At 69.9% G+C, this 23,484-nt stretch carries 20 protein-coding genes; 14 read left to right on the forward strand and 6 right to left on the reverse strand.

What is annotated here, in order from left to right; translation table 11 throughout:
• The first annotated feature begins 15 nt into the window (after window positions 1-15).
• From AB0M73_RS29715 to AB0M73_RS29725, 3 genes are read left to right on the forward strand one after another with little or no spacing between them, the layout of a single operon-like run.
• Window positions 16-1,785 (forward strand): dynamin family protein, encoded by a 1,770-nt coding sequence (locus AB0M73_RS29715; protein WP_363897174.1) that lies wholly within the window; start codon window positions 16-18, stop codon window positions 1,783-1,785.
• Window positions 1,782-3,221, forward strand: a complete 1,440-nt coding sequence (locus AB0M73_RS29720; RefSeq protein WP_363897177.1) for a dynamin family protein — start codon at window positions 1,782-1,784, stop codon at window positions 3,219-3,221. Before AB0M73_RS29715 ends, AB0M73_RS29720 begins: the two co-directional genes overlap by 4 nt.
• A gap of 52 nt (window positions 3,222-3,273) precedes the next feature.
• On the forward strand, window positions 3,274-4,350 hold the full coding sequence (locus tag AB0M73_RS29725) for a hypothetical protein (RefSeq protein ID WP_363897180.1): 1,077 nt from the start codon (window positions 3,274-3,276) through the stop codon (window positions 4,348-4,350).
• On the opposite strand, the gene AB0M73_RS29730 is transcribed toward AB0M73_RS29725, so the two are convergent.
• Window positions 4,347-5,768, reverse strand: coding sequence for a helix-turn-helix transcriptional regulator (locus AB0M73_RS29730; protein WP_363897183.1), 1,422 nt, complete (start codon window positions 5,766-5,768; stop codon window positions 4,347-4,349). The genes AB0M73_RS29725 and AB0M73_RS29730 overlap by 4 nt on opposite strands.
• A 58-nt stretch (window positions 5,769-5,826) precedes the next feature.
• Window positions 5,827-6,816 (reverse strand): helix-turn-helix domain-containing protein, encoded by a 990-nt coding sequence (locus AB0M73_RS29735; RefSeq protein WP_363897186.1) that lies wholly within the window; start codon window positions 6,814-6,816, stop codon window positions 5,827-5,829.
• A 143-nt stretch (window positions 6,817-6,959) separates the two neighbouring features.
• Between AB0M73_RS29735 and AB0M73_RS29740 the strand changes: the two genes are divergently transcribed.
• The 5 genes from AB0M73_RS29740 (at window position 6,960) to AB0M73_RS29760 (ending at window position 10,982) form a co-directional block, all read left to right on the forward strand.
• Entirely contained in the window at window positions 6,960-7,628 is a 669-nt protein-coding gene (locus tag AB0M73_RS29740; RefSeq protein WP_363897189.1) for a hypothetical protein, read from the forward strand.
• A 62-nt stretch (window positions 7,629-7,690) separates the two neighbouring features.
• Window positions 7,691-8,335 carry an MFS transporter gene (locus AB0M73_RS29745; protein ID WP_363897192.1) on the forward strand — a complete coding sequence of 215 codons (645 nt, stop codon included), beginning with the start codon at window positions 7,691-7,693 and terminating at the stop codon, window positions 8,333-8,335.
• Window positions 8,332-8,916, forward strand: a complete 585-nt coding sequence (locus tag AB0M73_RS29750) for an MFS transporter (RefSeq protein ID WP_363897195.1) — start codon at window positions 8,332-8,334, stop codon at window positions 8,914-8,916. The genes AB0M73_RS29745 and AB0M73_RS29750 overlap by 4 nt, the downstream gene beginning before the upstream one ends.
• Window positions 8,917-9,192: 276 nt before the next feature.
• The gene (locus tag AB0M73_RS29755; protein WP_363897198.1) at window positions 9,193-10,389 is read left to right on the forward strand and encodes a GGDEF domain-containing protein; all 1,197 of its coding nucleotides are present in this window, start codon (window positions 9,193-9,195) and stop codon (window positions 10,387-10,389) included.
• An 80-nt stretch (window positions 10,390-10,469) separates the two neighbouring features.
• A complete protein-coding gene (locus AB0M73_RS29760; protein ID WP_363897201.1) occupies window positions 10,470-10,982 on the forward strand; it encodes a LapA family protein in 513 nt (170 codons plus the stop codon).
• Here the strand turns inward: AB0M73_RS29760 and AB0M73_RS29765 are convergent.
• Both AB0M73_RS29765 and AB0M73_RS29770 read right to left on the reverse strand, forming a co-directional pair.
• On the reverse strand, window positions 10,979-11,902 hold the full coding sequence (locus AB0M73_RS29765; protein ID WP_363897204.1) for a hypothetical protein: 924 nt from the start codon (window positions 11,900-11,902) through the stop codon (window positions 10,979-10,981). The two genes, AB0M73_RS29760 and AB0M73_RS29765, sit on opposite strands and share 4 nt — an antisense overlap.
• A gap of 130 nt (window positions 11,903-12,032) precedes the next feature.
• Window positions 12,033-13,061, reverse strand: a complete 1,029-nt coding sequence (locus AB0M73_RS29770; protein WP_363897207.1) for a phosphatidylinositol-specific phospholipase C domain-containing protein — start codon at window positions 13,059-13,061, stop codon at window positions 12,033-12,035.
• Between the two features lie 276 nt (window positions 13,062-13,337).
• Between AB0M73_RS29770 and icmF the strand changes: the two genes are divergently transcribed.
• From icmF to AB0M73_RS29795, 5 genes are all read left to right on the forward strand, one after another.
• Window positions 13,338-16,565, forward strand: a complete 3,228-nt coding sequence (gene icmF, locus AB0M73_RS29775) for a fused isobutyryl-CoA mutase/GTPase IcmF (protein ID WP_363897210.1) — start codon at window positions 13,338-13,340, stop codon at window positions 16,563-16,565.
• 163 nt (window positions 16,566-16,728) lie between these two features.
• Window positions 16,729-17,889 carry an MFS transporter gene (locus AB0M73_RS29780; RefSeq protein WP_363897213.1) on the forward strand — a complete coding sequence of 387 codons (1,161 nt, stop codon included), beginning with the start codon at window positions 16,729-16,731 and terminating at the stop codon, window positions 17,887-17,889.
• Window positions 17,890-18,087: 198 nt separating this feature from the next.
• Window positions 18,088-18,213 (forward strand): hypothetical protein, encoded by a 126-nt coding sequence (locus AB0M73_RS29785; RefSeq protein ID WP_363897216.1) that lies wholly within the window; start codon window positions 18,088-18,090, stop codon window positions 18,211-18,213.
• A 70-nt stretch (window positions 18,214-18,283) separates the two neighbouring features.
• The gene (locus AB0M73_RS29790) at window positions 18,284-19,519 is read left to right on the forward strand and encodes a YcaO-like family protein (protein WP_363897219.1); all 1,236 of its coding nucleotides are present in this window, start codon (window positions 18,284-18,286) and stop codon (window positions 19,517-19,519) included.
• 76 nt (window positions 19,520-19,595) lie between these two features.
• Complete coding sequence (locus tag AB0M73_RS29795; protein WP_363897222.1) at window positions 19,596-19,991, forward strand: cupin domain-containing protein; 396 nt, start codon at window positions 19,596-19,598, stop codon at window positions 19,989-19,991.
• On the opposite strand, the gene AB0M73_RS29800 is transcribed toward AB0M73_RS29795, so the two are convergent.
• The gene (locus tag AB0M73_RS29800; RefSeq protein WP_363897225.1) at window positions 19,988-20,893 is read right to left on the reverse strand and encodes an alpha/beta fold hydrolase; all 906 of its coding nucleotides are present in this window, start codon (window positions 20,891-20,893) and stop codon (window positions 19,988-19,990) included. The genes AB0M73_RS29795 and AB0M73_RS29800 overlap by 4 nt on opposite strands.
• A 199-nt stretch (window positions 20,894-21,092) precedes the next feature.
• Window positions 21,093-21,959: an alpha/beta fold hydrolase gene (locus tag AB0M73_RS29805; RefSeq protein WP_363897228.1), complete on the reverse strand. Its 867-nt coding sequence runs from the start codon at window positions 21,957-21,959 to the stop codon at window positions 21,093-21,095.
• A 422-nt stretch (window positions 21,960-22,381) separates the two neighbouring features.
• Here AB0M73_RS29805 and AB0M73_RS29810 point away from each other — a divergent pair, with 422 nt between their 5' ends.
• The gene (locus AB0M73_RS29810; protein ID WP_363897231.1) at window positions 22,382-22,609 is read left to right on the forward strand and encodes a hypothetical protein; all 228 of its coding nucleotides are present in this window, start codon (window positions 22,382-22,384) and stop codon (window positions 22,607-22,609) included.
• Window positions 22,610-23,484: the final 875 nt, after the last annotated feature.

A 23,484-nucleotide genomic window follows, 5' to 3' on the forward strand; every position in this document is an offset into this window, starting at 1 on the left:
TCGGGAGCCGCCACCATGCCGCCGACCGCCGCCGAGCTGCTTGACCTCGCGATCAGGGCCACCGCGGCCTACCGCAGGGAAGATCTCGGCGAGCGGTTGGCGGTGGCGCGCCGCCGCCTGCTCGACCCGGAGGTCCGGGTCCTGGTGGTCGGCGAGTTCAAGCAGGGCAAGAGCCTGCTGGTCAACTCCCTGGTGGACGCCCCGGTGTGCCCGGTCGACGACGACCTGGCCACGGCGGTGCCCACGCTGGTCCGCTACGCCCCGGAACCGTCGGTGGTGCTGGTCGGCGACGACGAGCACCAGCGGCGTCAGGTGCCGATCGACCAGCTCGCCCAGCACGTCTCGGAAGCGGGGAACCCCGGCAACCGCGAGCGACTGCGCTACGCGGAGGTCGGGGTTCCCCGCACCGTGCTGTCCGGCGGCCTCTGCTTGGTCGACACGCCGGGAGTGGGCGGCCTCGACTCGGCCCACGGCGCCAGCACCATGGCCGTGCTGCCCACCGCCGACGCCGTGATCCTGGTGTCCGACGCGGCCCAGGAGTACACCGGGCCGGAGCTGGACTTCCTGCGGCAGGCCATGAAGATGTGCCCGACCGTCCTGTGTGTGCTGACCAAGACGGACCTCTACCCGCAGTGGCGGCGGATCGCCGAGCTGAACCGGGGGCATCTCGCCGCCGCCGACGTGGACGCCGATCTGATCCCCGTCTCGTCCACCTTGCGGCAGCACGCCATCCGGACCCAGGACTCGCAGCTGAACGACGAGTCCGGCTTCCCGGAGCTGATCCACCGGCTGCGCCACGACATTCTCGGCCAGGCGGCGGCGCTCGCCGATCGTTCGGTGGCCAACGATGTGCTGTCGGTGACCACCCAGCTGTCGGCGTCGATGCAGGCCGAGCTGGCCGCGTACCGGGATCCCCACCACGCCGAGGATCTCATCGCCCAGCTGACCCGGGCCCGCGGCCGGGTCGACGCGTTGAAGGAGCGTTCCGCGCGCTGGCAGCAGACCCTCAACGACGGCGTCAGCGACCTGATCGCCGACATCGACTACGACCTGCGCGACCGCATGCGGCATCTGTTGCGGGAGGCCGAGGAGGAGCTGGAGACCGTCGATCCGGCCACTGTGGACGAAGAGTTCACGCTGTGGCTGCACCAGCGGGGCGCGGCCGCGGCGTCGGCCAACTTCGTGTGGACGCACCAGCGGGCGCAGTGGCTGGCCCGGCAGGTGGCCGAGCACTTCGGCGACGCCGGCGAGCAGGCCCTGCCCGACCTGAGCTTCCACGCCCCGACCGCCTCCAGCAGCTTCGAGATGCCGGCCGGCGAGCGCTTCGGCATCGGCCAGAAGGTGATCACCGGCATGCGTGGCGGCTACGGCGGCACGATCATGATCGGCATGCTGAGCACGGTCGCCGGACTCACCCTGCTCAACCCGGTGTCGGTGGCGGCCGGTCTGCTGCTGGGCCGCAAGACCGTGAAGGACGAGCGCAAACGCATGCTGCAACGACGCCAGAGCGAGGCCAAGTCGGCGGCGCGGAGATTCGTCGACGACCTGATCTTCCAGGTGGGCAAGGAATCCCGCGACCTGCTGCGTGAACTCCAGCGGACGCTGCGGGACCACTTCACCGCCCACGCGCAGGAGCTGTCCCGGTCGGTGCAGGAGGCGCTGAGCGCGGCCCAGCAGGCCTTGAAGGCCGATGCCGGCAGCCGGGACGGGCGGATCAAGGACGTCACGGCGGAGCTGTCCCGGGTCGACCACCTGGCGGGCCTGGCCCGGGAGCTGGCCCGATGAGCCGGCTGGGCGGGCAGGTCCGCACCCTTCTTCGGGACGCTGTCGAAGTCTTCCGGGAGACGCCGGAGATCGCGCAGTCGCTGCGTGAGCACCTGGACCGGCTGGACGGGCCGCTGCGGGTGGCGATCGCCGGCCAGGTCAAGGCGGGCAAGTCGACGCTGCTCAACGCGTTGGTCGGGGAGCGGCTGGCGCCGACCGACGCGGGGGAGTGCACCCGCATCGTCACCTGGTACCGGCAAGGGCACCGGCCCCGGGTCTGCGCGCATCCGCTGGGCGGCGGCCCGAGGCAGCTGCGCATCGACCGCGAGGACGGGGCCCTGCGTATCGACCTGGAGGGCCTCAATCCCGCCCACGTCGAGCGGCTGGTGGTGGACTGGCCGTCACGCGGGCTGTCGGACACCATCCTCATCGACACGCCCGGCATCGCCTCCCTGTCGACGGACATTTCCGCGCGCGCCAACGGTTTTCTCGTTCCGGACGACGAGCCCAGCGAGGCCGACGCCGTCGTCTACCTGATGCGGCACCTGCACAGTGCGGACCTGCGTCTGCTGGAGTCGTTCCACGACAACGGAATCGCGCGGGCCAACCCGGTGAACACGATCGCCGTGCTGTCCAGGGCGGACGAGATCGGTGTCGGCCGGGTGGACGCCCTCATGTCGGCCAGCAAGATCGCCCGCCGCTACCGGTCCGACCCGCGCCTGCGACGCCTCTGCCAAGGCGTCGTGCCGGTGGCCGGGCTCCTGGCCGAGACCGCGCGATCGCTGCACCAGCATGAATTCGACGCACTGGCCCGGATTGCCGCGACGCCGCGGGCCGAGGTCGAGTCGGCGCTGCTGTCGGCCGACCGGTTCATCGAGTACACGGACGGTTTCGCGTTGCTGGAACGGTTCGGGCTGTTCGGCGTGCGGCTGTCGCTGGCGCTGATCCGCCAGGGCTTCAACGATCCCGGGCATCTCGCGGCCGAGCTCACCCGGCGCAGCGGCATCGACGAGCTGCGGGCGGTGTTCGCCGCCCAGTTCACGCAGCGCCGCGACCTGCTCAAGTCCCGCTCCGCCCTGCTGGCGGTGGATGCCTTGCTGCGCAAGGACTCCCGTCCCGGTACCGAAATCCTGCGAGACGAGGTCGAGCGGATCCTGGCCGGCGCGCACGAGTTCACCGAGCTCCGTGTCCTCGGCGCGCTGCGTTCCGGCGTGACCGACCTCAGCGATCACGCCATGGACGAGGCCGAGCGGCTGCTCGGGGCCGGCGGCGCGCAGGCCTGGTCCCGCCTGGGCCTGGCCCCGAACGTGAACGAGGACGACCAGCGGGCCGCGGTCCTCGACGCCTTGGCCCGCTGGCAGCGCCAGGCCGAGAACCCGTTGTCACGCAAGGCGACCGTGGACGTGGCCCGGGTCGTCGTCCGCACCTGCGAGGGCATGGCCGCCGAGTTGTCGTGACCACTGCGGCGAAAGCCCGCACACGGCCGACCGTCCCAGCTAGCATGCCGCCATGCAGATGGGGGTTTTCCGCCGCTTGGCGGCAATCGGGGCTGTCGTCCTGTTCGTGCTCGCCTCGACGACCGGCGTGGCCCAGGCGGCCACATCGCCGCTGGGCAAGCAGAACTGGGTGGTGAGCCTGGCGTCCTTCACGCCGTCGGCCGATCACACGAACTCGATGCGCCTGGGCTACCTGGTGTTCGACCCGGCCAGCAACGTCGTCAAGCACGACTTCTGGCTGTGGAACCAGCAGGACTACCCGATCCCGGTGAACAGCGGCGACGTCTACTACTGCGGCCAGTGGCATCCCGGCACCAACCCGAAGAACAACTGCGCCATCCGCACCGGCGCGGGCTTCACCGGCGAGCCCAACGGCCACTACACCGGCACGTACGCCTACGACGCCATGGCCGGCCAGGTCACCGTGACCTGGACCGACAGCACGGTCAACGGTGTGTCGGGGAAGATCAACCTAGGCGAGACCTGGGCCGTCTCCCAGCCCCGCACCGGCCTCGGCCGCCTCGCCCTGACGGCCAACACCTACGGCCTGACCACCGGCATCGGCTACGGCAGCAACGCCTCCCTGGCGGCCAAGGCCTCCATGACCACCATCCACGGCGCCGAGCGTCCGTACGTGCTGGAGGGCCAGGGCTGGAACTCCGACCAGGTCGCCACCTGGGCCCGGGGCCACGCCGGCGCGCTCACCGTCGGCCCGGCCTGGAACGCCTGCGACGACGCCTCCTGCCTCGGCTTCGTGCAGTACGACGCCGGGTGCGACGCCAACTCGTGCTGTCCCAAGGACGCCAACTACGACGCCTGCGTCCAGAAGATCAAGGACACCGGCGACCGGCGGTTCTACTACATGACGGGCATCCTGGGCGGCCGCCGCGACAGCTACGAGTTCTACTGCGAGTGCCTGGCCTACGGAAAGTGCTACCTGGCCAACAGCCACGTCCGGCCCATGCTCCAGGTGCTCGACGACGCGGGCGCGTTCCAGGGCTGGGTCGGGGCCGAGGTCAGCCCGCACGTCGGGGCCGGCGGCCGGCACGCCGAGGCCGACCACTACGCCAGCTTCGCCCTGGTCAGCTAGCTCCCGGCCACGAGGGCCCGGAGCCGGACCAGCAGCTCGCGGCGGGAGTTCGAGCCCAGGCGCTGCCGGATCCGGGCCACGTGGTGCTCCACGGTCTTGGCCGAGATGAACAGGCGTTCCCCGATCTGCTTGTACGTCATGCCGCCGACCAGCAGCTCCGCCACCTCGATCTCCCGGGCCGACAGCTGCGGCGCGGGCGAGTCCTCGGCGCTGTGTGGGGCCCCGTGCAGGGCCCGGGCGCAGGTCAGCAGGGTGGTCATCGCCGCGCGGTCGGCGGTGCGGATGGCGGCCTGACCGGCGAGCCGGGCGCCGTCCCAGCCCAAGCCGACCGCCCGTAGCTCACGGGCGGCGGCCACCACCGGCTCCACCTGCACGTCCCCGGCCAGTACGCGCAGCCAGGCGCGGGCGCACCCGGCCAGTGCCGCCGCGTAGCGGGAGGTGCGGGCCATGGTGGACAGCGCGGCAGCGTGCCGTGCCGCCGCGGACGGCGACTCCGCCGCCACAGCGGCCTGCAAGGCGAACCAGTGCAGCGGCACCGACCACAGCGCCGGCCGCCCCAACCGCTCCAGCAGCCCGTCGGCCTCGGCCAACCGCGGCGCCAACCACTCGTCCTCATGCAACCGCGCCGCCGCGACGGCGATCTCGCCCAGCGGCTGCAACACGAACAGGTCCACCGGGTGCGCGATCACGGCGTCACGGGCCCGTGGCCACGCGTCCAACAGTCCGGCCAGGTCGGAACGCCGCCGGGCCACGCCGATCGCGATCGCCGCCGCGAACAGCTCGTCACGGGGGCGGGCGCAGTGCCCCGGCACATCGGCCGCGGCAAGATCGCCGCGCTGCAACGAAATCCAGGCCCGGAGCAGGGCATGCCGCATGGAATCGTCGCCGACGGCCGACTCCGCCATGTCCAGCTGCCCCAGGTGCAGGGCGATCAGACAGGCCAGCGCGGCCGGGGTGTCCGGCAGCAACACCTTGCCGGCATGGGGTTCCAGCACCGCCGAGGCCTGCACGAGCTGCGACAACGCTGCCACGGCCGATCCCGTCACCGACTCGCTCAACGCGTGGGCGACAAGGGATTCGACAGTGGACAGCGAAGTGGGCGTGCGCACGGCGTCGTCGAAGGCGGACAGCTGCTCCGTGGCCTGTGCCAGGTCGCCGACGCCCAGCAGCGCCGCGACGGCGAAACCCGAGCGGCCACCGTCCACACTCTCCGCCCACCGGTACAAGGCGACGCTGTCGGCCAGCATGCCGCGCTGCGCCAGCACCGCCGCCGCGACCTCCGCGCCGTGCCGGTCCCCGTCGAGGATCGCCCGGTCGGCCAGCAGGGAAGCGGTGTCCAGGTCGCCCTCCAGCGCGGCGGCCTCGGCCTGCGCTGACAGCGGCCCGGTCTCCACGGCGTCGTCGACCACGTGGGTCATCTCGCTCCCGACGGTTGTCGTTCGGACCTACGCATAGTCGTACCGCCGGGCGGTTTCGTTAGTTCGACTCCAGCAATGCTTTACCCTTTCGGGTGACGGAGTGCCGCACTGCCTGTCCGTGTCGGCGACTCACCACGAAGCCCGCGTTGCGCAGCAAAGTGACCTGCTGGCTGGCCGAAGCCAACGACATGCCGATGGTTTCGGCCAGCTCCGACGTGGACCGAGGCGTGCGCAACGCGACCAGGATCCGGGCCCGCGTGCGGCCGATGACCTGGGTGAGATGGAACAGCGCGCGCTCCTGCGCCGCCGGGTCGCGGCGCAGCGGCCGGGCCGGAAACACCAGCATGGGCGGCAGTTCCTCGTCGATCAGCGTGACGGGATCGCCGACGCAGAAGAACGACGGCACCAGCGTCACCCCGCGGCCGCCCAGCCGGATCTCGTGCGTGCGGGGATAGTCGGTCTCCAACCACGGCCAGCGCCAGCGAAAAGACGGCCCGAGCCGGGCGAACATGCCGCCCAGACCGTCGTCCAGCAGCTCACGGACGCGGGATTCGCCGTCGGCGCGGACAATCTCGCCGACCTCGTCCCACACCGGCGCGATCGCCGTGTCGTAGTAGCGCCGCAGCGCGCCGACCAGGTCGGTCATCGGTTCGGTGTGGCCGGCGGCCAGGCCGTGACCGAAGCGGGAGGCCTCGACGCGGCGCAGCCGAGCCGGGCTCATGTCCAGCGCGAGGCGGGATCTCGGCGTAGACCGTATTACGTCGAACGCGCCGTCGATGCCGTCCGATGTGGGCAAGGGCGTCAGGAAGTCGGGAAAGTTGCCGCGCCGGGGGATCAGCCGCCGCAGCAGCCCGACCGCGTGCGCCGACTCGGCCTCGGACAGCCGAGGTCGGACCTCTCGCCGCCACGCCGCGTGCCGGTCCGGCTCGCCGGCCGGGGAGAGGTGATGGACGCTCAGCACCAGCTCCCACAGGGGATCGGGCTCGGTCAACACCCTCGTGCGCAGCAGATCCTCGGCCGTGAAGTGCAGGCGCAGCGTGCCGGTCATCGTCCACCCCCTCCCCTTGAGATGGTCGCATCCGGTCCCGGGTCGCCCGCGCGGAACCTTTTGGACATGCCTGAAAGGTCCTACCAGCTGCCCGCGCGTCATGCCATGGTTTACGCGGCACGATCACGGTGGGGGGCTCGCTCATGGACGACGCTTCGCTGCGCATGCGCGTGGCCTTCGACGAGCGAATCGGGGATTCGCGGGCCGAACTGGCCCAGCTGTTGGCACGCTGTGGCACGACAAACGTTCGCACCGGTTACCTGGCGGAGTTGGCGGCGCGGCTGGAGGTGTTCGGCAGCGCGGGTGAGCCCTCGTCGACATCGATACTGAACGCCGGGGCGTCCGGGCTGGAGTACTTCCGCCGGCACGGCCCGGAGCACGCCCGGCGCCGCCACGGACAGTTCGACTTCGACGAGGAGATCGGCTCCCGCTACGACACGCAGCGCGACATCCCGCTCGCCGAGTTACGGGCCGACGCCGAACGCCTGGAGTCGCTCTGTTCGGACATGTTGGACGCGCGGCACGACCCGTGGCAGCGGGCGGTGTGGCAGCGCATCGGCGGCTTCGCCGACAGCCTGCGGGTGGCCTGCGACGCCGTGGAGCGCATCGTGTTCGACAAGGCCGACGCCGTGCATCGGCTGGCCGAGGGCGTCGAGCCGTACGACGACCTGGGGTACGAGGCGCGGCTGGCGGTGTTCGAGGCGGCCTGCCGGCACGCCGACGCCGATGTGGCCGATGTCCTGCGCCGATTGGGCCACGAGATGGCCTCAACGGGCACGCGTGACCTCGCCGAAAACCGGTACGCAACGTGACGATCCCGCTACCCTCGTGAGATCGGTGCTGGGGAGCGCCGGTTACGGGGGACAACTTGATCATGGATGCCGAACCCGAGCGGGTCACCTTCGCGACCGTGCTCCGAACCGGCGAGTTCCGGGCGCTCTGGCTGGCCGAGCTGCTGTCCACCCTGGGCGACCAGGTGGCCAGGGTGGCGCTGGCGGTGCTCGTGTTCACCACCACCGACTCGGCCGTGCTGACCGGCCTGACCTTCGCCCTGACCTACGTGCCGACGCTGCTGGGTGGGATCTTCCTGTCCAGCCTGGGGGATCGGTTCCCGCGGCGTGAGGTGATGGTCGCGGCCAACGTCGTGCAGGCGGTGCTGGTCGCCGCCATGGCCGTGCCCGGGGTGCCGCTGCCGGCGCTGTGCGTGCTGCTGGCGGTGTCGGTGCTGGCCACCGGGCCGTTCAACGCCGCGCAGCTGGCGATCCTGCCGGACCTGCTCAGCGGGCAGCGCTATGTCACGGCGATGTCGCTGCGCAACGTGACGACCTACTCGGCGCAGCTGGCCGGCTTCGCCGGCGGTGGGCTGCTGATCGCCGTGCTCAACCCCTACCTGGGGCTGGCCATCGACTCGCTGACGTTCGTGGTGTCGGCGTTGCTGCTGTGGACGGGGATCCGCCGACGGCCGGCGGTGCGGTCCGAGCAGGCCGAGCCGACCTCGATGCTGCACGGTTCACGGTGATCTGGCGTGACCCGCGGACCCGTATCCTGCTGGGCATCGGCGCGCTGGCCGTGTTCTACATCGCACCCGAGGCACTGGGTGCGCCGTACGCCAAGCAACTGGGCATGGGGCCGGTGGCGGTGGGCCTGCTGATGGCCGCCGACCCGATCGGCGCCGTCGTCGGCTCGCTGCTGTTCGAACGGCTGTCCGAGGTGGCCCGGCTGCGGTCGGTCGGCTGGCTGGGGGTGGCCGCCGGGGCGCCGATCGCGGCCTGCGCGCTGTACCCGAACCTCGTGCTGTCCATGGTGTTGTTCGCGTGCAGCGGGGCCGCCGCGACGATTTACACCATTCAAGCGATGACCACCGCGTCCCGTTTGCTGCCCAATTCGGTGCGCGCCCAGGGAATGGGATTCGCGTCCGCGGTCATCCAGTCCGTGCAAGGTGTCGGCGCACTTGTCGCGGGCGCTTTCGCTCAGGTGTTCACGCCGGCCGGTGGAATGGCTGTCGTCGGCTGCATCGGTGTCGTGCTGGCCGCCGGACTGGCATTGGCGTGGCGTCGGGTCGCCGATCCCGCGCAACTGGCCGTGCAGCTGACCGGCTAGGTGGTGAACACGGTCGGCGACGATTGGCGGACCGCCGCCGACCCCGTTCGATGGATCACCTTGATCTGATCAGGTTGTCCTACCACGCATTGTCCGACCTCCGTTGCGCTAGCCGGGTGGTCCTGATCCGTTTCCAGAACACACTCCGCAGCTTCCCGCATACTCCATGGAAACCGTGGGGGGAGAGCCATGGCGAGCATACGACAAGATGACCTTGGGTTGGCAAGAATCGAAAAATGGCCGTTGTGGGGGCGGCCGGCGATCTCGATCTGGTATGTGCTTGCGGTAGATCTCGGCGCATTGGCGGTGATCGCCGCCGCGTTCGCCCGACCCGGCGGCGCCGATCTGCCGGTGGTGGCCGCGGCGGCCCTGGCCGTCGCTGCATTCGTGCAGGGCGAGGCGTCCCGTCGAATCGAGCGGCTGCGCCGGGTGATGAGCGGATCCGTGCACATCAACATGGTGTCCGTGTGGGTGTTCGCGGCCGTGCTGACGCTGCCGATGTCCTGGGTGGCGGTGCTGACCGGCCTCGTGTCGGCGCATGTCGTGCTGCGCAGCTACCGGGTGCAGCGCAGCTACCCGCACCGTCAGGTGATGAACGCCGCCGCGATGGTGCTGGCGGCCTGGGCGGCGCGGCTGGTGCTGGACGCGGGGGGCGTCCCGGTGCTGACCCGCGCGACCGCCCTCGACGCCGTGTCCATCGGGATCGTGCTGGCCGCGGCCGTGGTGTTCTTCGCCGTCGACGGCGTGCTCATCGCCGTCAGCCTGCGGGTCGACGCCGGCCGGCGGCCGCTGCGGGACCTGATCGGCTCGGCCGACGACAACGCCCTGGAGCTGGCCACCATCTGCATCGGGGCGGTGATCGGGCTGGTGCTGGTCTACCAGCCGTTCGCGCTGCTGTTCCTGTTCGTGCCGCTGTTCGTGCTGCACCGCAGCGTGCTGGTCAAACACCTGGAGGAGCTGGCCACCAAGGACCAGAAGACCGGCCTGCTCAACGTCACCACCTGGCAGGACCTGGCCAGCAAGGAGCTGACCCGCGGCTCGCCGTTCGGGGTGCTGATGGTCGACCTCGACCACTTCAAGCGGGTCAACGACACCTATGGGCACCTCGCCGGGGACGAGGTGCTCAAGGCCGTCGCCGGCACCGTGCGGCGGTCCGTGCGGGACTACGACTCCGTCGGCCGGTTCGGCGGCGAGGAGTTCGTCGTGCTGCTGCCCGGCCTGCGTGACGGCGACGTGCTGGCCATCGCCGAGCGGATCCGGCGGGCCATCAGCCAGCTGCGGGTGCCGCTGCCCTCCTGCGACACCACGCTGTCCGCGCTGTCAGCCTCCATCGGCGTCGCCGTGTACCCCGATGCCGCCTCCGGCGTCGACGGGCTCGTGCACGCCGCCGACACCGCCCTCTACCGGGCCAAGCGGGCCGGCCGGAACCGGGTGGTGAGCAGTTTGACCGTCTACGACACCCGAACGGGCTAAGTTCGACGCGCGGCGCCGGCGGTTCGCGGGTACCAAAGGGGGGCAACCCAGGGACGAACTCCTGCGAAGAGGTGGCCCCCATGACCGACCCGAAGCGCGGCGCCGCCGCCGAACGCGATGTGCCCGAGGTCCCGCCCATGCGGGACGCCGTGCCCGAGACCCCGGCCGTCCCCGCCATGCCCGGCGGCGCCGTTCCCGGCGGCGGCGGTGTCATCGAACCCACTGGCCCGTCGGCTGAGGTCGAGCGCCCGGTCGAGCCCTCGACCGACCCCTCGGTGGTCGAACAGTCGGTCACCGGGCCGTCGAACACCGGGCCGTCGGTCGCCGAGCCCGTGCGCATCAAACGCACCCGCTTCAGCGGCCTGTGGACCGGCATCGTCATCGCCGCCGTCGTGCTGTTGCTGCTGCTCGTGTTCATCGTGCAGAACAACACCTACGTGACCATCTACTTCTTCGGCTGGGGCGGCCAGTTCCCCCTCGGCGTCGCCCTCCTGCTGGCCGCCATCTGCGGTGTCCTGCTCGTCGCCGTCCCCGGCTACGGCCGCATCATCCAGCTCCGCCGCTCCTTCCGCCGCGCCTCCCGCCCGAGCTAGTCGGTGAAGTAGGACGGGTCCCGAGGGGCGAGGGTTCGCGTGATGCCCTTGAGGAGGTCTTCCGGCACGGTGGCGCTGGTCCGCTCGACGGCCACCATGACGTCGCCTTTGCGGACGAAGTAGCTGACGTAGTCGCCGTTGTTCCAGCGCCACACGTTGTCGGCGACCTGCGGGCACGGTGGGCGGTAGTCCTGGGTGCCGGTGCTGCCCGTGACCGAGCAGTGGTTCGGCGGGGCGAACGTGGGGGAGGTCGGCGCGACGATGACCCAGACGGCGTTGTTCTCCTCGGTGGTGAGATCGGGAGTCGTGCCGATGGACGCGGGCTCCAGGCGGTAGAAGAGTTCTCGCTGGGTGCCGCCCTCGGTGCCGGCGCGCCGGACCACGTAGCCGGCGGGCAGGTCGGGGCCGAGCAGCGGCACACCGGCCTGGGCCAGCTCCGCTTCTTGGGCGCTGGCGGCCCGCGCGCCGGCCGTCAACTCGACGACCGGCCACGGCAGCAGGGCCAGCACCAGCGGCAACACCCGCCACTGCAACGGAACCCGGGCGACGACCACCCACGCGGCCACGGCGTAGGCGACGGCGACGATCGGCACCAGCCACGGGGACGTCAACGTCGGCGAGTAGCCGAATCCGTCCCTGGCCATCACGCCCAGCATGGCGACCACAGCACCGACCAGCACGATCAGCCAGGCCGGCCGGACGCCGACCCACCGCATCACCGGCCACGCCACCACCGCGCCGACGGCCGGGATGACCCAGTAGCCGAAGATCAGCAGGATCCCGCAGGTCCACGTGCCCTGGCAGACCGGCGACGTGTAGGCGACCCACACGATGACGATCCACAACGCGGTCAGGCCGCCACCTACCGCCGCCGCGCGGAGGGCGTGCCGCCAGGGTGTCTCCGGAGCGCCGAGTGCCATGCCCAAGATCGTCTACTCCCGGCGCGAGGACCACTCAGGCAACGCACTTCATTCTCGTAACGATCCCTGATGCCACATGCGCTTCCCCTGTGCGCCCAGGCGCCACAGGGGAAGCGCATGTGACAGAAAATCAGCCGCGGGGGAGCACCTCGGGCAGCACGGTCGTGAGCTGGCGCCAGTCGGTGCCCACCACGGAGGCGCCCTTGCTGGCCACCAGCGCGACCCGGTCCTGGGCCTGCTGCACGGTCGGGTTGACGTCGTCGATGGCCGGCTTGACGTTCTGCGCGTCGGTCATGATCAGGAAGTAGTGGTTGTTCACGTAGAACGAGGTGTCGATGCCGCCGTCGATGTAGCCGCTGGCGTCACCGTCGAACACCACGAACCAGGGGCGGAGCGTGGTGTCGGCGTACCGGGTGCGCGGGTCGCCGGCGGCGGCGTTGTGCACGGCCGGGAAGATCTGCGCCTGGGCCAGGTTGCCCGCCGCGGCCAGGCCCTTGAGGTACTGGGCGTACTCGACGTCCGTCCACAGGTGGTCGGTCGGGTTCTGCTCCTCCACCGTGCCCGGGATGATCTCCACCAGCACCCGCGCGGCCAGCGCGGACCGCGTCGGCCAGTTGTCGGCCTTGGCCGCGTCGTCCAGCGTCGGGTACGAGCCGAGCAGGTCGACCGGGCGGAACACCCGGCTGCCCAGGCTGTTGTGCACGTAGCTGTCGAGGCTGGCCGGGCCCATCCCGATGGTGCTGTCGAAGCCGGCCTTGAGCTCGATCTTCACGGTCAGCGGGCCGGCGGACGGGTGGTTGCCCAGCCAGACGTTGATGTCGTCGAGGCAGTCGTTGAGGTTCTGGTTGCGGTTGCCGCTGTACAGGTTGGCGGTCGGCGACTTGGCCTGCACGCAGTTGTTGTCGCTGCCGATCGGGTTGCTGTGGCTGACGTTCCACTTGTGCGTGAAGATGTTGAACCACGCGTCCAGCTCGATCAGGTTCGCGCCGGCGTCCAGCGACTGGGCGAGGTACTGGTAGGCGGCCGTGTCGTAGGTGTTGTGGACGCCGACGGTGGTGGCCTCGGACAGCCGCAGCGACCCGGTGCCGTCGGCCGACGCGGTCCCGGCGGTCAGCCCCGCCAGCGCCAGCACCGCGACCGCGACCTTGCTCACCCGCATAGGGATCTCCTCAGTCCTGATGGGAACAGGGCGGTGTGGCGGCACCGGAGTGGGACCCTACGGGCGGGTAGGCGTTACCGACAGGCTCAACCGATAACCGCATCACGCTGGTCGCCGGATGGATGAACGCCGTTAACCCGTACGGCGTCGACGTGGTCGTTTCCGCCGGTCATGACCGGTTCGGCCGGGTCGTGTGAGCGAGGCCTCTCCGGTGGTTAGTTGCACTCCCGATAGTAGGAAGGCAAAGTATTTAGGAGGCCACCCCTAGGAGTCCCCATGAACGCCGCAGTTGCTCTCCACAAGCCGAGCAACCCGGTCCGGTTCATCACCGCCGCCAGCCTGTTCGACGGGCACGACGCCGCGATCAACATCATGCGGCGCATCCTGCAGTCGCAGGGCGCTGAGGTGATCCACCTGGGCCACAACCGGTCGGTGGACGAGGTCGTCACGGCGGCGATCCAGGAGGACGCCCAGGGCGTCGCCATCAGCGCCTACCAGGGCGGGCACGTCGAGTACTTCACGTATCTGGTGGAGCTGCTCATGCAGCGCGGGGCCGGGCACGTCAAGGTGTATGGCGGCGGTGGCGGCGTGATCGTGCCGCGGGAGATCGAGCTCCTGCACTCACGGGGCGTGGCCCGCATCTTCTCGCCGGCCGACGGCCAGCACATGGGCCTGGCTCAGATGATCAACACGATGGTCGAGGGCTGCGACACCGACCTGTCCGAGACGGTTCCGGCCAGCTGGGACGGCCTGTTCACCGGCGCGCAGGACGCGCTGTCGCGGGCCATCACGGTGATCGAGGCCGGCAAGCTGTCGGACGAGCTGCGGGCGGCGATGACCGACGCGGTGGGCGATCGGCACGTGCCCGTGCTGGGCATCACCGGCACCGGCGGCTCCGGCAAGTCCTCGCTGACCGACGAGCTGGTCCGGCGGTTCCGCCTCGACCAGCAGGACAAGCTGCACATCGCGGTGCTGGCCGTCGACCCGTCGCGCCGCCGTGGCGGCGGCGCCCTGCTGGGCGACCGGATCCGGATGAACTGCCTCGACCGCGAGCGGGTGTTCTTCCGTTCCATGGCCACGCGGCGGGCCGGCGCGGAGGTGCCGGACGGCCTGGCCGACGCGATCCTGGCCTGCAAGGCGGCCGGCGCGGACCTGATCGTCGTCGAGACGCCGGGCATCGGCCAGGGCGACGCCGCGATCGTGCCCTTCGTCGACCACTCGCTGTACGTGATGACGCCGGAGTTCGGCGCCGCGTCGCAGCTGGAGAAGATCGACATGCTGGACTTCGCCGACGCGGTGGCGATCAACAAGTTCGAGCGCCGCGGGGCCGAGGACGCCCGCCGGGACGTGGCCCGCCAGCTGGTGCGCAACCGTGAGGCGTTCGGCGCCACGTGGCAGGACATGCCGGTCTTCGGCACCAGCGCCGCCACCTTCAACGACGACGGCGTCACGGCGCTGTACCAGCACCTGGTGTCGGAGCTGGGATTCGAGCACGGGGTGCTGCCCGTCGTCGAGGGCAAGGTCTCCACCTCGGCGTCGACCATCGTGCCGGCAGCCCGCGCCCGCTACCTCTCCGACATCGCCGACACCGTCCGCACGTATCACCGACGGACCGAGGAGCAGGTCGACGCCGTCCGCCAGCACTCGCACCTCGCCGCCGCGCAGAAGGCACTCGACGCCGCCGGAAAGTCCACTTCGGACCTTTCCGAGCTGGTGGACGCCAGCGAGCGCAAGGTGGACCGGGACAGCGCCGACCTGCTGGCCGACTGGCCGCGCACGGTCGAGCAGTACTCCGGCGACGAGGTGGTGTTCACCGTGCGGGACAAGGAGATTCGCACCGAGTTGACCCGGGAGACGCTGTCCGGCAACAAGGTCCGCCGAGTCAGCCTGCCTAGGTTCGACGACGAGGGCACGCTGCTGCGCTGGCTGCGCAATGAGAACCTGCCCGGCCGCTTCCCTTACACCGCAGGCGTCTTTCCGTTCAAGCGGGACGGCGAGGACCCGGCGCGCATGTTCGCCGGCGAGGGCGACGCGTTCCGCACCAACAAGCGGTTCAAGCTGCTGTCGGAAGGCTCGGCGGCGACCCGGCTTTCGACCGCCTTCGACTCGGTCACGCTCTACGGCCGCGACCCCGACACCCCGCCCGACGTCTACGGCAAGATCGGCACCTCCGGCGTCTCGATCGCGTCGCTGGAGGACATGAAGGCCCTCTACGACGGCTTCGACCTCACCTCGCCGACCACGTCCGTGTCGATGACGATCAACGGCCCGGCGCCGACGATCCTCGCGTACTTCCTGAACACGGCAATCGACCAGCGCATGGCGGCGTTTCGCGCCGAACACGGCCGTGAGCCCAACGCGGAGGAGGCCGACGAGCTGCGGGCGTGGGCGCTGGCCAACGTGCGCGGCACCGTGCAGGCCGACATCCTCAAGGAGGATCAGGGGCAGAACACCTGCATCTTCTCCACCGAGTTCAGCCTGCGCATGATGGCCGACATCCAGGAATGGTTCATCGACAACCGGGTCCGCAACTTCTACTCGGTGTCGATCTCCGGCTACCACATCGCCGAGGCCGGGGCCAACCCCATCAGCCAGCTGGCCTTCACGCTGGCCAACGGGTTCACCTACGTCGAGTCGTACCTGGCCCGCGGCATGAGCATCGACGACTTCGCGGCCAACCTGTCGTTCTTCTTCTCCAACGGCATGGACGCCGAGTACAGCGTGATCGGCCGGGTGGCCCGGCGGATCTGGGCGGTGGCCATGCGGGACCGCTACGGGGCCAACGAGCGGTCGCAGAAGTTCAAGTATCACGTGCAGACTTCGGGCCGCTCGCTGCACGCGCAGGAGATGAACTTCAACGACATCCGCACCACGCTGCAGGCCCTGTGCGCGCTGTACGACAACTGCAACAGCTTGCACACCAACGCCTACGACGAGGCCGTCACCACGCCGACCGAGAGCTCGGTGCGCCGGGCCATGGCCATCCAGCTGATCATCAACAAGGAGTGGGGCCTGTCGATGAACGAGAACCCGTTGCAGGGTTCGTTCGTCATCGACGAGCTCACGGATCTGGTCGAGGAGGCCGTGCTGGCCGAGTTCGACCGGATCTCCGAGCGCGGTGGCGTGCTGGGGGCCATGGAAACCGGCTACCAGCGTGGCCGCATCCAGGACGAGTCGATGCTGTACGAGCAGCGCAAGCACAACGGGTCGCTGCCGCTGATCGGCGTGAACACGTTCCTGGCCCCGCAGGCCGACGAGGGCCCGGTGGAGATCGAGCTCGCCCGCGCCACCGAGCAGGAGAAGGAATCCCAGGTCTCGCGGACCCTGGACTTCCAGCACCGGCACCGTTCCGACGCCGCCGACGCGTTGGCCCGGCTGCGGACCGCGGCGACCAGCGGCGAGAACGTGTTCGCGGTGCTGATGGACGCCGCCCGGGTGTGCACCCTCGGCCAGATCACCGAGGCGTTCTTCGAGGTGGGAGGCCAGTACCGGCGCAACGTCTGAGGTCAGCGTGGTTGCGACAGCGAGGCCTTGACCGCCCGCGCGATCTCGTCGACGAGCACAGGTGCACGTCACATCTGGGTTGGGAAGATCTAGCCAGCTGTGCTCGATCTGCTCACAGCAGAGGACGGCCCTGTCGCCCGTTCTGACTTGTAGGGTCGCCGCCGTGACCTTGCTAGTGCAGCACAAGGACTTCCGGCGGCTGTGCGTCGGCAACTCCGTATCCATGCTGGGTTCCAGCGTGACGACGGTGGCGCTGCCGCTGGTCGCGGTCGTCTCCCTCCACGCCACGGCGTTCGAGATGGGCCTGCTGGGCGCGGTGGCGTTTCTGCCGCACCTCGTGCTCGGCCTCCCGGCCGGGGTGTGGGCCGATCGGTTGCCCTACAGGCGAATCCTCGTCCTCGCCGACCTGGGTCAGCTCCTCCTGATCGGCTCGGTCCCCGTCGCCGCCGTCCTGGGCGTCCTCACGTTGACCCAGCTGTATTTCGTGGTCACGTTGGCCGGTGTCTGTTCCCTCTTCGACGCGATCGCGGCGCAGTCCTTCACGCCGATGCTCGTGCCCCGCGATCAACTCCTACCGGCCAACAGCGCCCTCATGCTGACCAGCTCCACCGTCAACGTCGCCGGCTCCGCCCTCGGCAGCGCCCTGGTCGTCCTGCTCGCCGCACCGCTGGCCATGGCCGTCGACGCCGCGTCCTTCCTGGCGGCCGCCCTCTGCAAGGCCCGGATCGCCGTCCCCGGCACCGCGAATTCGGTGCGGGGCAAAGCCGATCTCTTCGGCGGCCTGCGCATCGCCTTCACCCACCCGGTGCTGCGGCCGGTCACCATTGCCGCGACCCTCGGCGCCCTCGGCGGGCAGATGCAGAACGCCGTCCTGGTCCTGTATTTGGTGCATGTACTGGGTTTCTCGCCTTGGCTCGTCGGCATCGCCGTCACGATCGCCGCTGCGGCCGGCATTCTCGGTGCCCTGATCACGCCGACCGTCACCCGAAGGCTGGGTCCTGGCCGCACCTTCGTGCTGGGCATGCTCTTGTCCTCGGCTGCCGGCCTGCTGCTCGCGGCCGGTCCCGCGCTGCTCTCCCAGGTCCTGCGCGGCGCCGGCCCCGCGCTCTACGGCGTGAACCAGCAAACCTTTCGTCAGACCTTGGTCGCCCCCGAACAGCTCTCGCGCGTCAACGCCGGCTGGCGCTTCCTCGTCTACGGCACCCAACCGCTCGGCGCCCTCCTCGGCGGCGCACTCGGCACCGTCGACCTCCGACTGGCCCTCATCGTCAGCGCCTGCCTCATGCTTGCCGGCACCGCGCTGGCGCTTCCCGTCACGCGCTGACCGGCGGCGGATTATGGCCGAGCTTCCCTGATCCCACAATGAATGTTCGCTTGATACTGCCCAAGTTGTCGCGGCTTATGGTGCCTCGACAGAACGTGCAGCGAAGCGAGAACTAAAGGCTTTGCGTGTTTACCCGGATCCGCGAGTTCTGGGTAACTGTCCGTGCTCCATTCACCACTCGGAACGCGGAGGTTGGAAATGGGTTTTCTCAAGGATCTGTACGGCCACAACGCCGAGGAGCTGGTGCTGTCGGCCCATGAGCAGCAGGTGATCGCCGAGCTGGTCAAGGCCGAGAACCAGGCCGCGGCGGCCACGGAAGAGTGATGAGCGGCGCCGTCGTCGGCACGCGTCCACGAGCCGACGGCGGCGCCTTTCCCACGGAAAAGGTGAGGCCATGACCAACACACTCGACCGCGGCGCCCATCAGTTCGGAGAACGGCAATCCTCGCTCGATCAGGCATGGCGAAAAGGCCTGGGGGCCGTCGCCGAACTAGGCCTCACCGCCGAGGTGACCGCGGCGTCGGACAGCGATCCCGGGGCCTGGACGTGCCGCCTGCTCCGGGACGGCGTGCCCGTGCCCGGCGGATTCGGCTCCGGCAAGGGCAACCGCGAGGCGGCACGGGTAGGCGCCGTCTTCGAGGCCCTTGAACACCACCTCAGCGGCCGCGCCGGCCTCCCGCCCGCCGCCACCCTCCGCGACCCCCACGCCATCGCTGCCGGCCCCCTGCGCTCCGACGTCGCCGTCACCATGCTGACCGAAGGCCCGGCGCGCCCGATCGCCTGTCTACGCTACGAGTCGCTCACCGGCGATCGCGGCACGGACGTGCCGATTTTCCTGTCCATGCCGGACTTTCTGGCCAAGGGCGCGGCGGAGCTGCGGGCGGGCCTTGGTGACCACTACGACTACACGACGGTCGGGCGCTACTCGGCCAACAACGGCTGGGCCGCCGGGGCCGACGCGGGCGAGGCGATGGTCCACGCGCTCAACGAGATCATCGAGCGGGACGCCCTGTCGCTGCTCCTGATCGAGCACTTCCTGGCCGCCCGGCCGATAAGGCTGGTCGACCGGGCGACGCTGCCGGCCGATCTCATGGCGCTCCTGGCCAGCACCGAGGAGGCGGTCGGGGCCCGCGTGCACCTCATCGACATGACCACGGACCTGGGCATCCCGGCCTACTACGCCTACCTCCCCTCCGCGCCCGGTCAGCCGGCCCGCATGCGCGGCTGCGGCGCATCGCTCTCGCGGTACTACGCCATCGCGCGGTCGCTGACGGAACTCGTGCAACTCCACGCCATGGCCCAGCTCGGCGGGCGAGAGGAGAAGCGCACGGTGTGGACCACCTCGTACCCCGAGCTGCACGCCTGCTACCTGGCGGATTTCTCGCCGGGCATCCCGAACGCTCACGTCGTCGCGTATGAGGACAGCGAGGCGCCCGTTACGCCTGCGGGTCACCTCAAGGCACTGCTGGCGGCGCTGCGCAAAGCCGGGCTGCCGGCATACGTGCGCAGGCAGTGGATGTCCGAGAACCTGGCCGTGGTCAACGTCTTCGTCCCCGGCCTGGAACGGTTCATGCTCGTCACCGACGGCCAGTTAGTCGTCCCCGGCCCGCGCGGTGCGGCCGCCCGCTGAACGGTGTCACAGAATCTTGTCCTGCCTTGTCTTCACTGCGAAAGACCCCGATTACGGAGGTGGTGCAGTCCACGAGATGGGCACGGTGGACGGTGTCGGTCCCAAGATGCTGGCTGACGTCAAGCCGCCGTTCATTCCCGAGGGGGCCTCGGGAATGACGGTTCTGGTGGAGTGGCCGCCCGGGCATCCCGGGACCCCGCCGCACCGCCACTCCGGGCCGTGCTTCGGCTATGTGCTGGAGGGCGCCATCCGGTTCGAGCTGGAGGGTGAGCCGGAGCAGGTGATCAAGGCCGGCGAGACGCTGTACGAACCGGGTGGCGACAAGATCCACTACCAGAACGGCAACGCCTCGGCGGACGAGCCGGCCAAGTTCGTCGTCACGATGCTGTGCGCGCCGGGGCAGCCGATGCTCACCCTGGTCGAGGACGAGGAGTTGGCCCGGCGTGCTCATCTGCGCGCCCCGAGGCCCTAGGCCAGGTGCCGCACGAACCAGTCCCGGGCGGCGGCCGACGCGATCTCGAAGCCGGGGCCGGTGTAGGCGGCGAAGTGTCCACCTGGGACGAACACCGCCTGCTTCGGCTCCGCGGCCGTGGCGAAGGCCGACGCGGCCAGGTTGCCGCCGGTCAGGCCGTCGTGGCTGGCGACGATCATCAGCAGCGGCGTCGGCGTGATCAACGGCAGGTACAGGCCGGGTTCGTAGCCGCGCATCAGCTCCAGGCTGCGCAGGGTGACCTCGTTGTGCCACTCCGGGGCCATGCCACCCCGCGCCTCGGTGAAGAACTCGTGCGCGTCCGGGGTCGGAATTCCGGTCACCTGCCCCGGATCCGTGCCGATGACCGGGATCATCGCCGGCGGCTCGCCCGCGGCCCGGGCCCGGCGGTCGGCGGCCAGCAGGCGGGGATCGATCACCAGATTGTTCACCCGGGCCAGGTTGGCGTACGTGTCACGGCCGCTGACGAACGGTGCTTGGCCGCACACGGCCTTCACCCGCTGGTCGATCGCCGCCACCACGAACGCGTGCCCGCCGGAGAAGCTGCTGCCCCACACGCCGATCCACTCGGGGTCCACTTCGGACCGGTTCTGCGCGTAGGAGATCCCGTGCTGGTAGTCACGGACCTGTTCCCACGGATCGATCTCGTGTCGAGGCTTGCCCGGCGCCGTGTCCGAGTCGCCGAAGCCGCGGTTGTCCCACAACAGCACGCACAATCCCGCCGCCGCGAACACCTCGGCGAACCGGTCCAGGTAGATCCGGCGGGTGGCCGACCAGCCGTGGGCCATCACCACGCACGGCGCGGGCCCATCCACGCCCTCCGCCTCGTAGAACCAGCCCCGCAGTGTGACGCCCTCGGCGTCGAACTCGATGTCGTGTCGCATGGTCTCCACACTCGCGCGGGAGACCCGTTGCCGTCCAAGACCTTCTGCCACGCCTGTGATACCCGCCGGGCACCAGCGGCGGGCCCGGACCCGCCGCCGGTGTACGCTCAGCTGCCCAGGAACGCGAGCAGCCGGCCGGTCAGCTCGGCCGGCTTCTCCTCCCAGAGCCAGTGTCCCGAGTCCTGGACGACCTCGCCGGTCACGTTGGCGGCGTACTGACGCACCTGGTCAGCGACGAAGCCGCCCCAGCTGTGATCCGCGCCGAGGGCCAGCACCGGCATGGCGAGTTTCGTCCGGCCGTTGACGGCGTTGTCGGCCACGTCCCGGTTGAAGGCGCGGAACCATTCGAAGCTGGCCCGCAGATGCCCGGGCTGCGCGAGGTTGTGGCCGTAGAGGGCGGCGTCGGCCGGGGTGACGCCGTCCTTGTTGTACTCCAACAGGTCGGTGAAGCCGTCGACCCACTCGGTCTCCCGGCCTTGATCGTCTTCTCCGGAAAACCGTTGCGGACGTTGAAGAAACCGAGATTCCAGGTGCCCCCGCCCTGGGCGTTGAGCGCGGGGAACGTGTACAGCTGTTGGTCGGGGATCGGGGCCTCGGACAGCACGAGCTTGGTGACGTCCTGGCGGTTGGCGGCGGCGTAGGCGTACGCCACCATCGTGCCGATGTCATGGCCGACAACACGAACGTCGTGATCACGGCCGAGCCGGACCAGCAGCCCGTGGATGTCCGTGGCCATGGTCTTCTTGTCGTAGCCGGTCGCGGGGGCGTCGCTGCCGCCTGCACCGCGCAGGTCGGGCGCGATCACGTGATAGTGCCGGGCCAACTCGGGCATGACCTTGTGCCACTCGTACCAGCTCTGCGGGTAGCCATGGATCAGCACCAAGGCCTTGCCCTGCCCGCCTTCCACGAAGTTGATGTGGGCGCCGCCGCCCAGGTCGATCTTGTGCTCGGCGAAGCCGGCCGGCGGCCTCGCCGTGGCGTCGGCGGCCGGCGGCGAGGCGTCGGCCGGTAAGACGCCGGACAACGCGGCCAGCAGGGCGACACCGACCAGGTAGTGCTTTCGCATCGAGATCCTCCACCCGGGTGGTCGAGCACGGACACCAGCAGTGATCTCCACACGCCGATCGCCGTGACGGGTCTGTCCGGATGACGGCCGGGGTCCTCACGAACGGTCGGACCGTCACGCTCGCTTGTCGGCCAGTGCCAACAGATCCGAAGCATGTCGGGGAACATCGCGAGCAGTTCCGGTGTGGCGTGGACGTGGCGGACCCAGCGGCGTTTGTTGGGGTAGCCCAGCAGGATCTGGTGTTCAGGTCATTCGTCACATATTGATCTTGAACACTCTCCTCTCGTGCGGTGACGTCGCCCGCTCTCACACGATCTTCATGGCATCAACCATCTAGCTGAGCTGGCCGGTATTACACTGCTGAGCTCAGGGGCGGCGTGCCGTGAGTGCACGGTTCGTCGCCGTGCCGAAGGGGGCCCGCTATGACATGGTTCATCCTGGTTGCCGTTGTCGTCCTGGCACTGGCCGTCGCAGCATTGGTAGACATGCGGTCGCGCCGGATCCGTGGGCACGCGCTGACGATGCGACTGCCCAGTCGGCTGGCACGCAGGAGCGAGGCTCGGGCGTTGATGTCGCGTCGGGTCGCACCTGCCGACTGGGACAAGTACCGGGCCCGCCGGCCAGGCGAGGACATCCCGAGGGCGGACTGAAATCGACACCCTCAGGCAGATGGTGCGGGGCGCGTCCACCATCGTGGCCGGCACCGGGTCGCAGACCACCAATTCCCGGTCGGGCGACTACTCGTCGATGAGCGTAGTCCTCGCCGACGGCTGCACGTTCTGGTACACCCACGCGTACCTTGCCACCACCGGTGCGCGGGTGCGGAAGACGCGCAACGCCTCCTTCACCTGCCGGGCTTTACGACCAGCAGCAACGACTTCGCGGTGTCGGCCAGCCCGACGTCCGACTCGGTCGCCGCCGGCGCATCGGCCAGCACCACCGTCAGGAATGCTTATCGTCAACCGGCTCGCCTGGCCGGCCGACTGAACACGGCCAGCAGCCCCACAACAGTCGCCGCTCGGCCAGAGCCGCCCGCCCGGGCCGGAGGCCCGCTCGTCGGCAAGAAGAGTGCGTGCGCGAAGCCTTCCGATGCCCCCACCTCGGCAATGTCCTTTCTGCACTCCCGCTCAACGACTGCGGAACACGATCGCGGCGCCGAGCGCGGAGTCGGCGGGCACGAACGAGTCGTCGACGGCCGTCGTCCGACGCGGGATTCCCGTTGCCATGAAGGAACTCTGTGGTCTGGTCAAGATCGGCGACCGCGGCCGTGCAGGCGACGATGGCGGGCAGCCCACGCGGGCGTTCGCCCGGCAGCAGCGCCGCCAACCCGGTCGGCGAGACGAGCGTCAGCCCGGCCCCGTCGAGGTCGAACTCCGGGCGGCTGACGCCGCCTGGCCGAGATAGGTCTCGTAGCGGTCCTGGATGCGCCGCTGTCCCTGCGGCGATGGAGATCGCCGCAGGGACAGCAGGAAGGCATCGCCACCTCGACATCACTGCGTTCGCCGGATGTCTCCCGCTGTGTCAC

Source organism: Kutzneria sp. NPDC051319 (assembly GCF_040682195.1).
Taxonomy (GTDB): Bacteria; Actinomycetota; Actinomycetes; order Mycobacteriales; family Pseudonocardiaceae; genus Kutzneria.

Excerpts from the sequence above, each read along its gene's own strand:
- AB0M73_RS29715 (WP_363897174.1), top strand. The coding sequence starts at position 16 with ATGCCGCCGACCGCCGCCGAGCTGCTTGACCTCGCGATCAGGGCCACC.
- AB0M73_RS29720 (WP_363897177.1), top strand. The coding sequence starts at position 1,782 with ATGAGCCGGCTGGGCGGGCAGGTCCGCACCCTTCTTCGGGACGCTGTC.
- AB0M73_RS29725 (WP_363897180.1), top strand. The coding sequence starts at position 3,274 with ATGCAGATGGGGGTTTTCCGCCGCTTGGCGGCAATCGGGGCTGTCGTC.
- AB0M73_RS29730 (WP_363897183.1), bottom strand. The coding sequence starts at position 5,768 with ATGACCCACGTGGTCGACGACGCCGTGGAGACCGGGCCGCTGTCAGCG.
- AB0M73_RS29735 (WP_363897186.1), bottom strand. The coding sequence starts at position 6,816 with ATGACCGGCACGCTGCGCCTGCACTTCACGGCCGAGGATCTGCTGCGC.
- AB0M73_RS29740 (WP_363897189.1), top strand. The coding sequence starts at position 6,960 with ATGGACGACGCTTCGCTGCGCATGCGCGTGGCCTTCGACGAGCGAATC.
- AB0M73_RS29745 (WP_363897192.1), top strand. The coding sequence starts at position 7,691 with ATGGATGCCGAACCCGAGCGGGTCACCTTCGCGACCGTGCTCCGAACC.
- AB0M73_RS29760 (WP_363897201.1), top strand. The coding sequence starts at position 10,470 with ATGACCGACCCGAAGCGCGGCGCCGCCGCCGAACGCGATGTGCCCGAG.
- AB0M73_RS29765 (WP_363897204.1), bottom strand. The coding sequence starts at position 11,902 with ATGGCACTCGGCGCTCCGGAGACACCCTGGCGGCACGCCCTCCGCGCG.
- AB0M73_RS29770 (WP_363897207.1), bottom strand. The coding sequence starts at position 13,061 with ATGCGGGTGAGCAAGGTCGCGGTCGCGGTGCTGGCGCTGGCGGGGCTG.
- icmF (WP_363897210.1), top strand. The coding sequence starts at position 13,338 with ATGAACGCCGCAGTTGCTCTCCACAAGCCGAGCAACCCGGTCCGGTTC.
- AB0M73_RS29785 (WP_363897216.1), top strand. The coding sequence starts at position 18,088 with ATGGGTTTTCTCAAGGATCTGTACGGCCACAACGCCGAGGAGCTGGTG.
- AB0M73_RS29790 (WP_363897219.1), top strand. The coding sequence starts at position 18,284 with ATGACCAACACACTCGACCGCGGCGCCCATCAGTTCGGAGAACGGCAA.
- AB0M73_RS29795 (WP_363897222.1), top strand. The coding sequence starts at position 19,596 with ATGGGCACGGTGGACGGTGTCGGTCCCAAGATGCTGGCTGACGTCAAG.
- AB0M73_RS29800 (WP_363897225.1), bottom strand. The coding sequence starts at position 20,893 with ATGCGACACGACATCGAGTTCGACGCCGAGGGCGTCACACTGCGGGGC.
- AB0M73_RS29805 (WP_363897228.1), bottom strand. The coding sequence starts at position 21,959 with ATGCGAAAGCACTACCTGGTCGGTGTCGCCCTGCTGGCCGCGTTGTCC.
- AB0M73_RS29810 (WP_363897231.1), top strand. The coding sequence starts at position 22,382 with ATGACATGGTTCATCCTGGTTGCCGTTGTCGTCCTGGCACTGGCCGTC.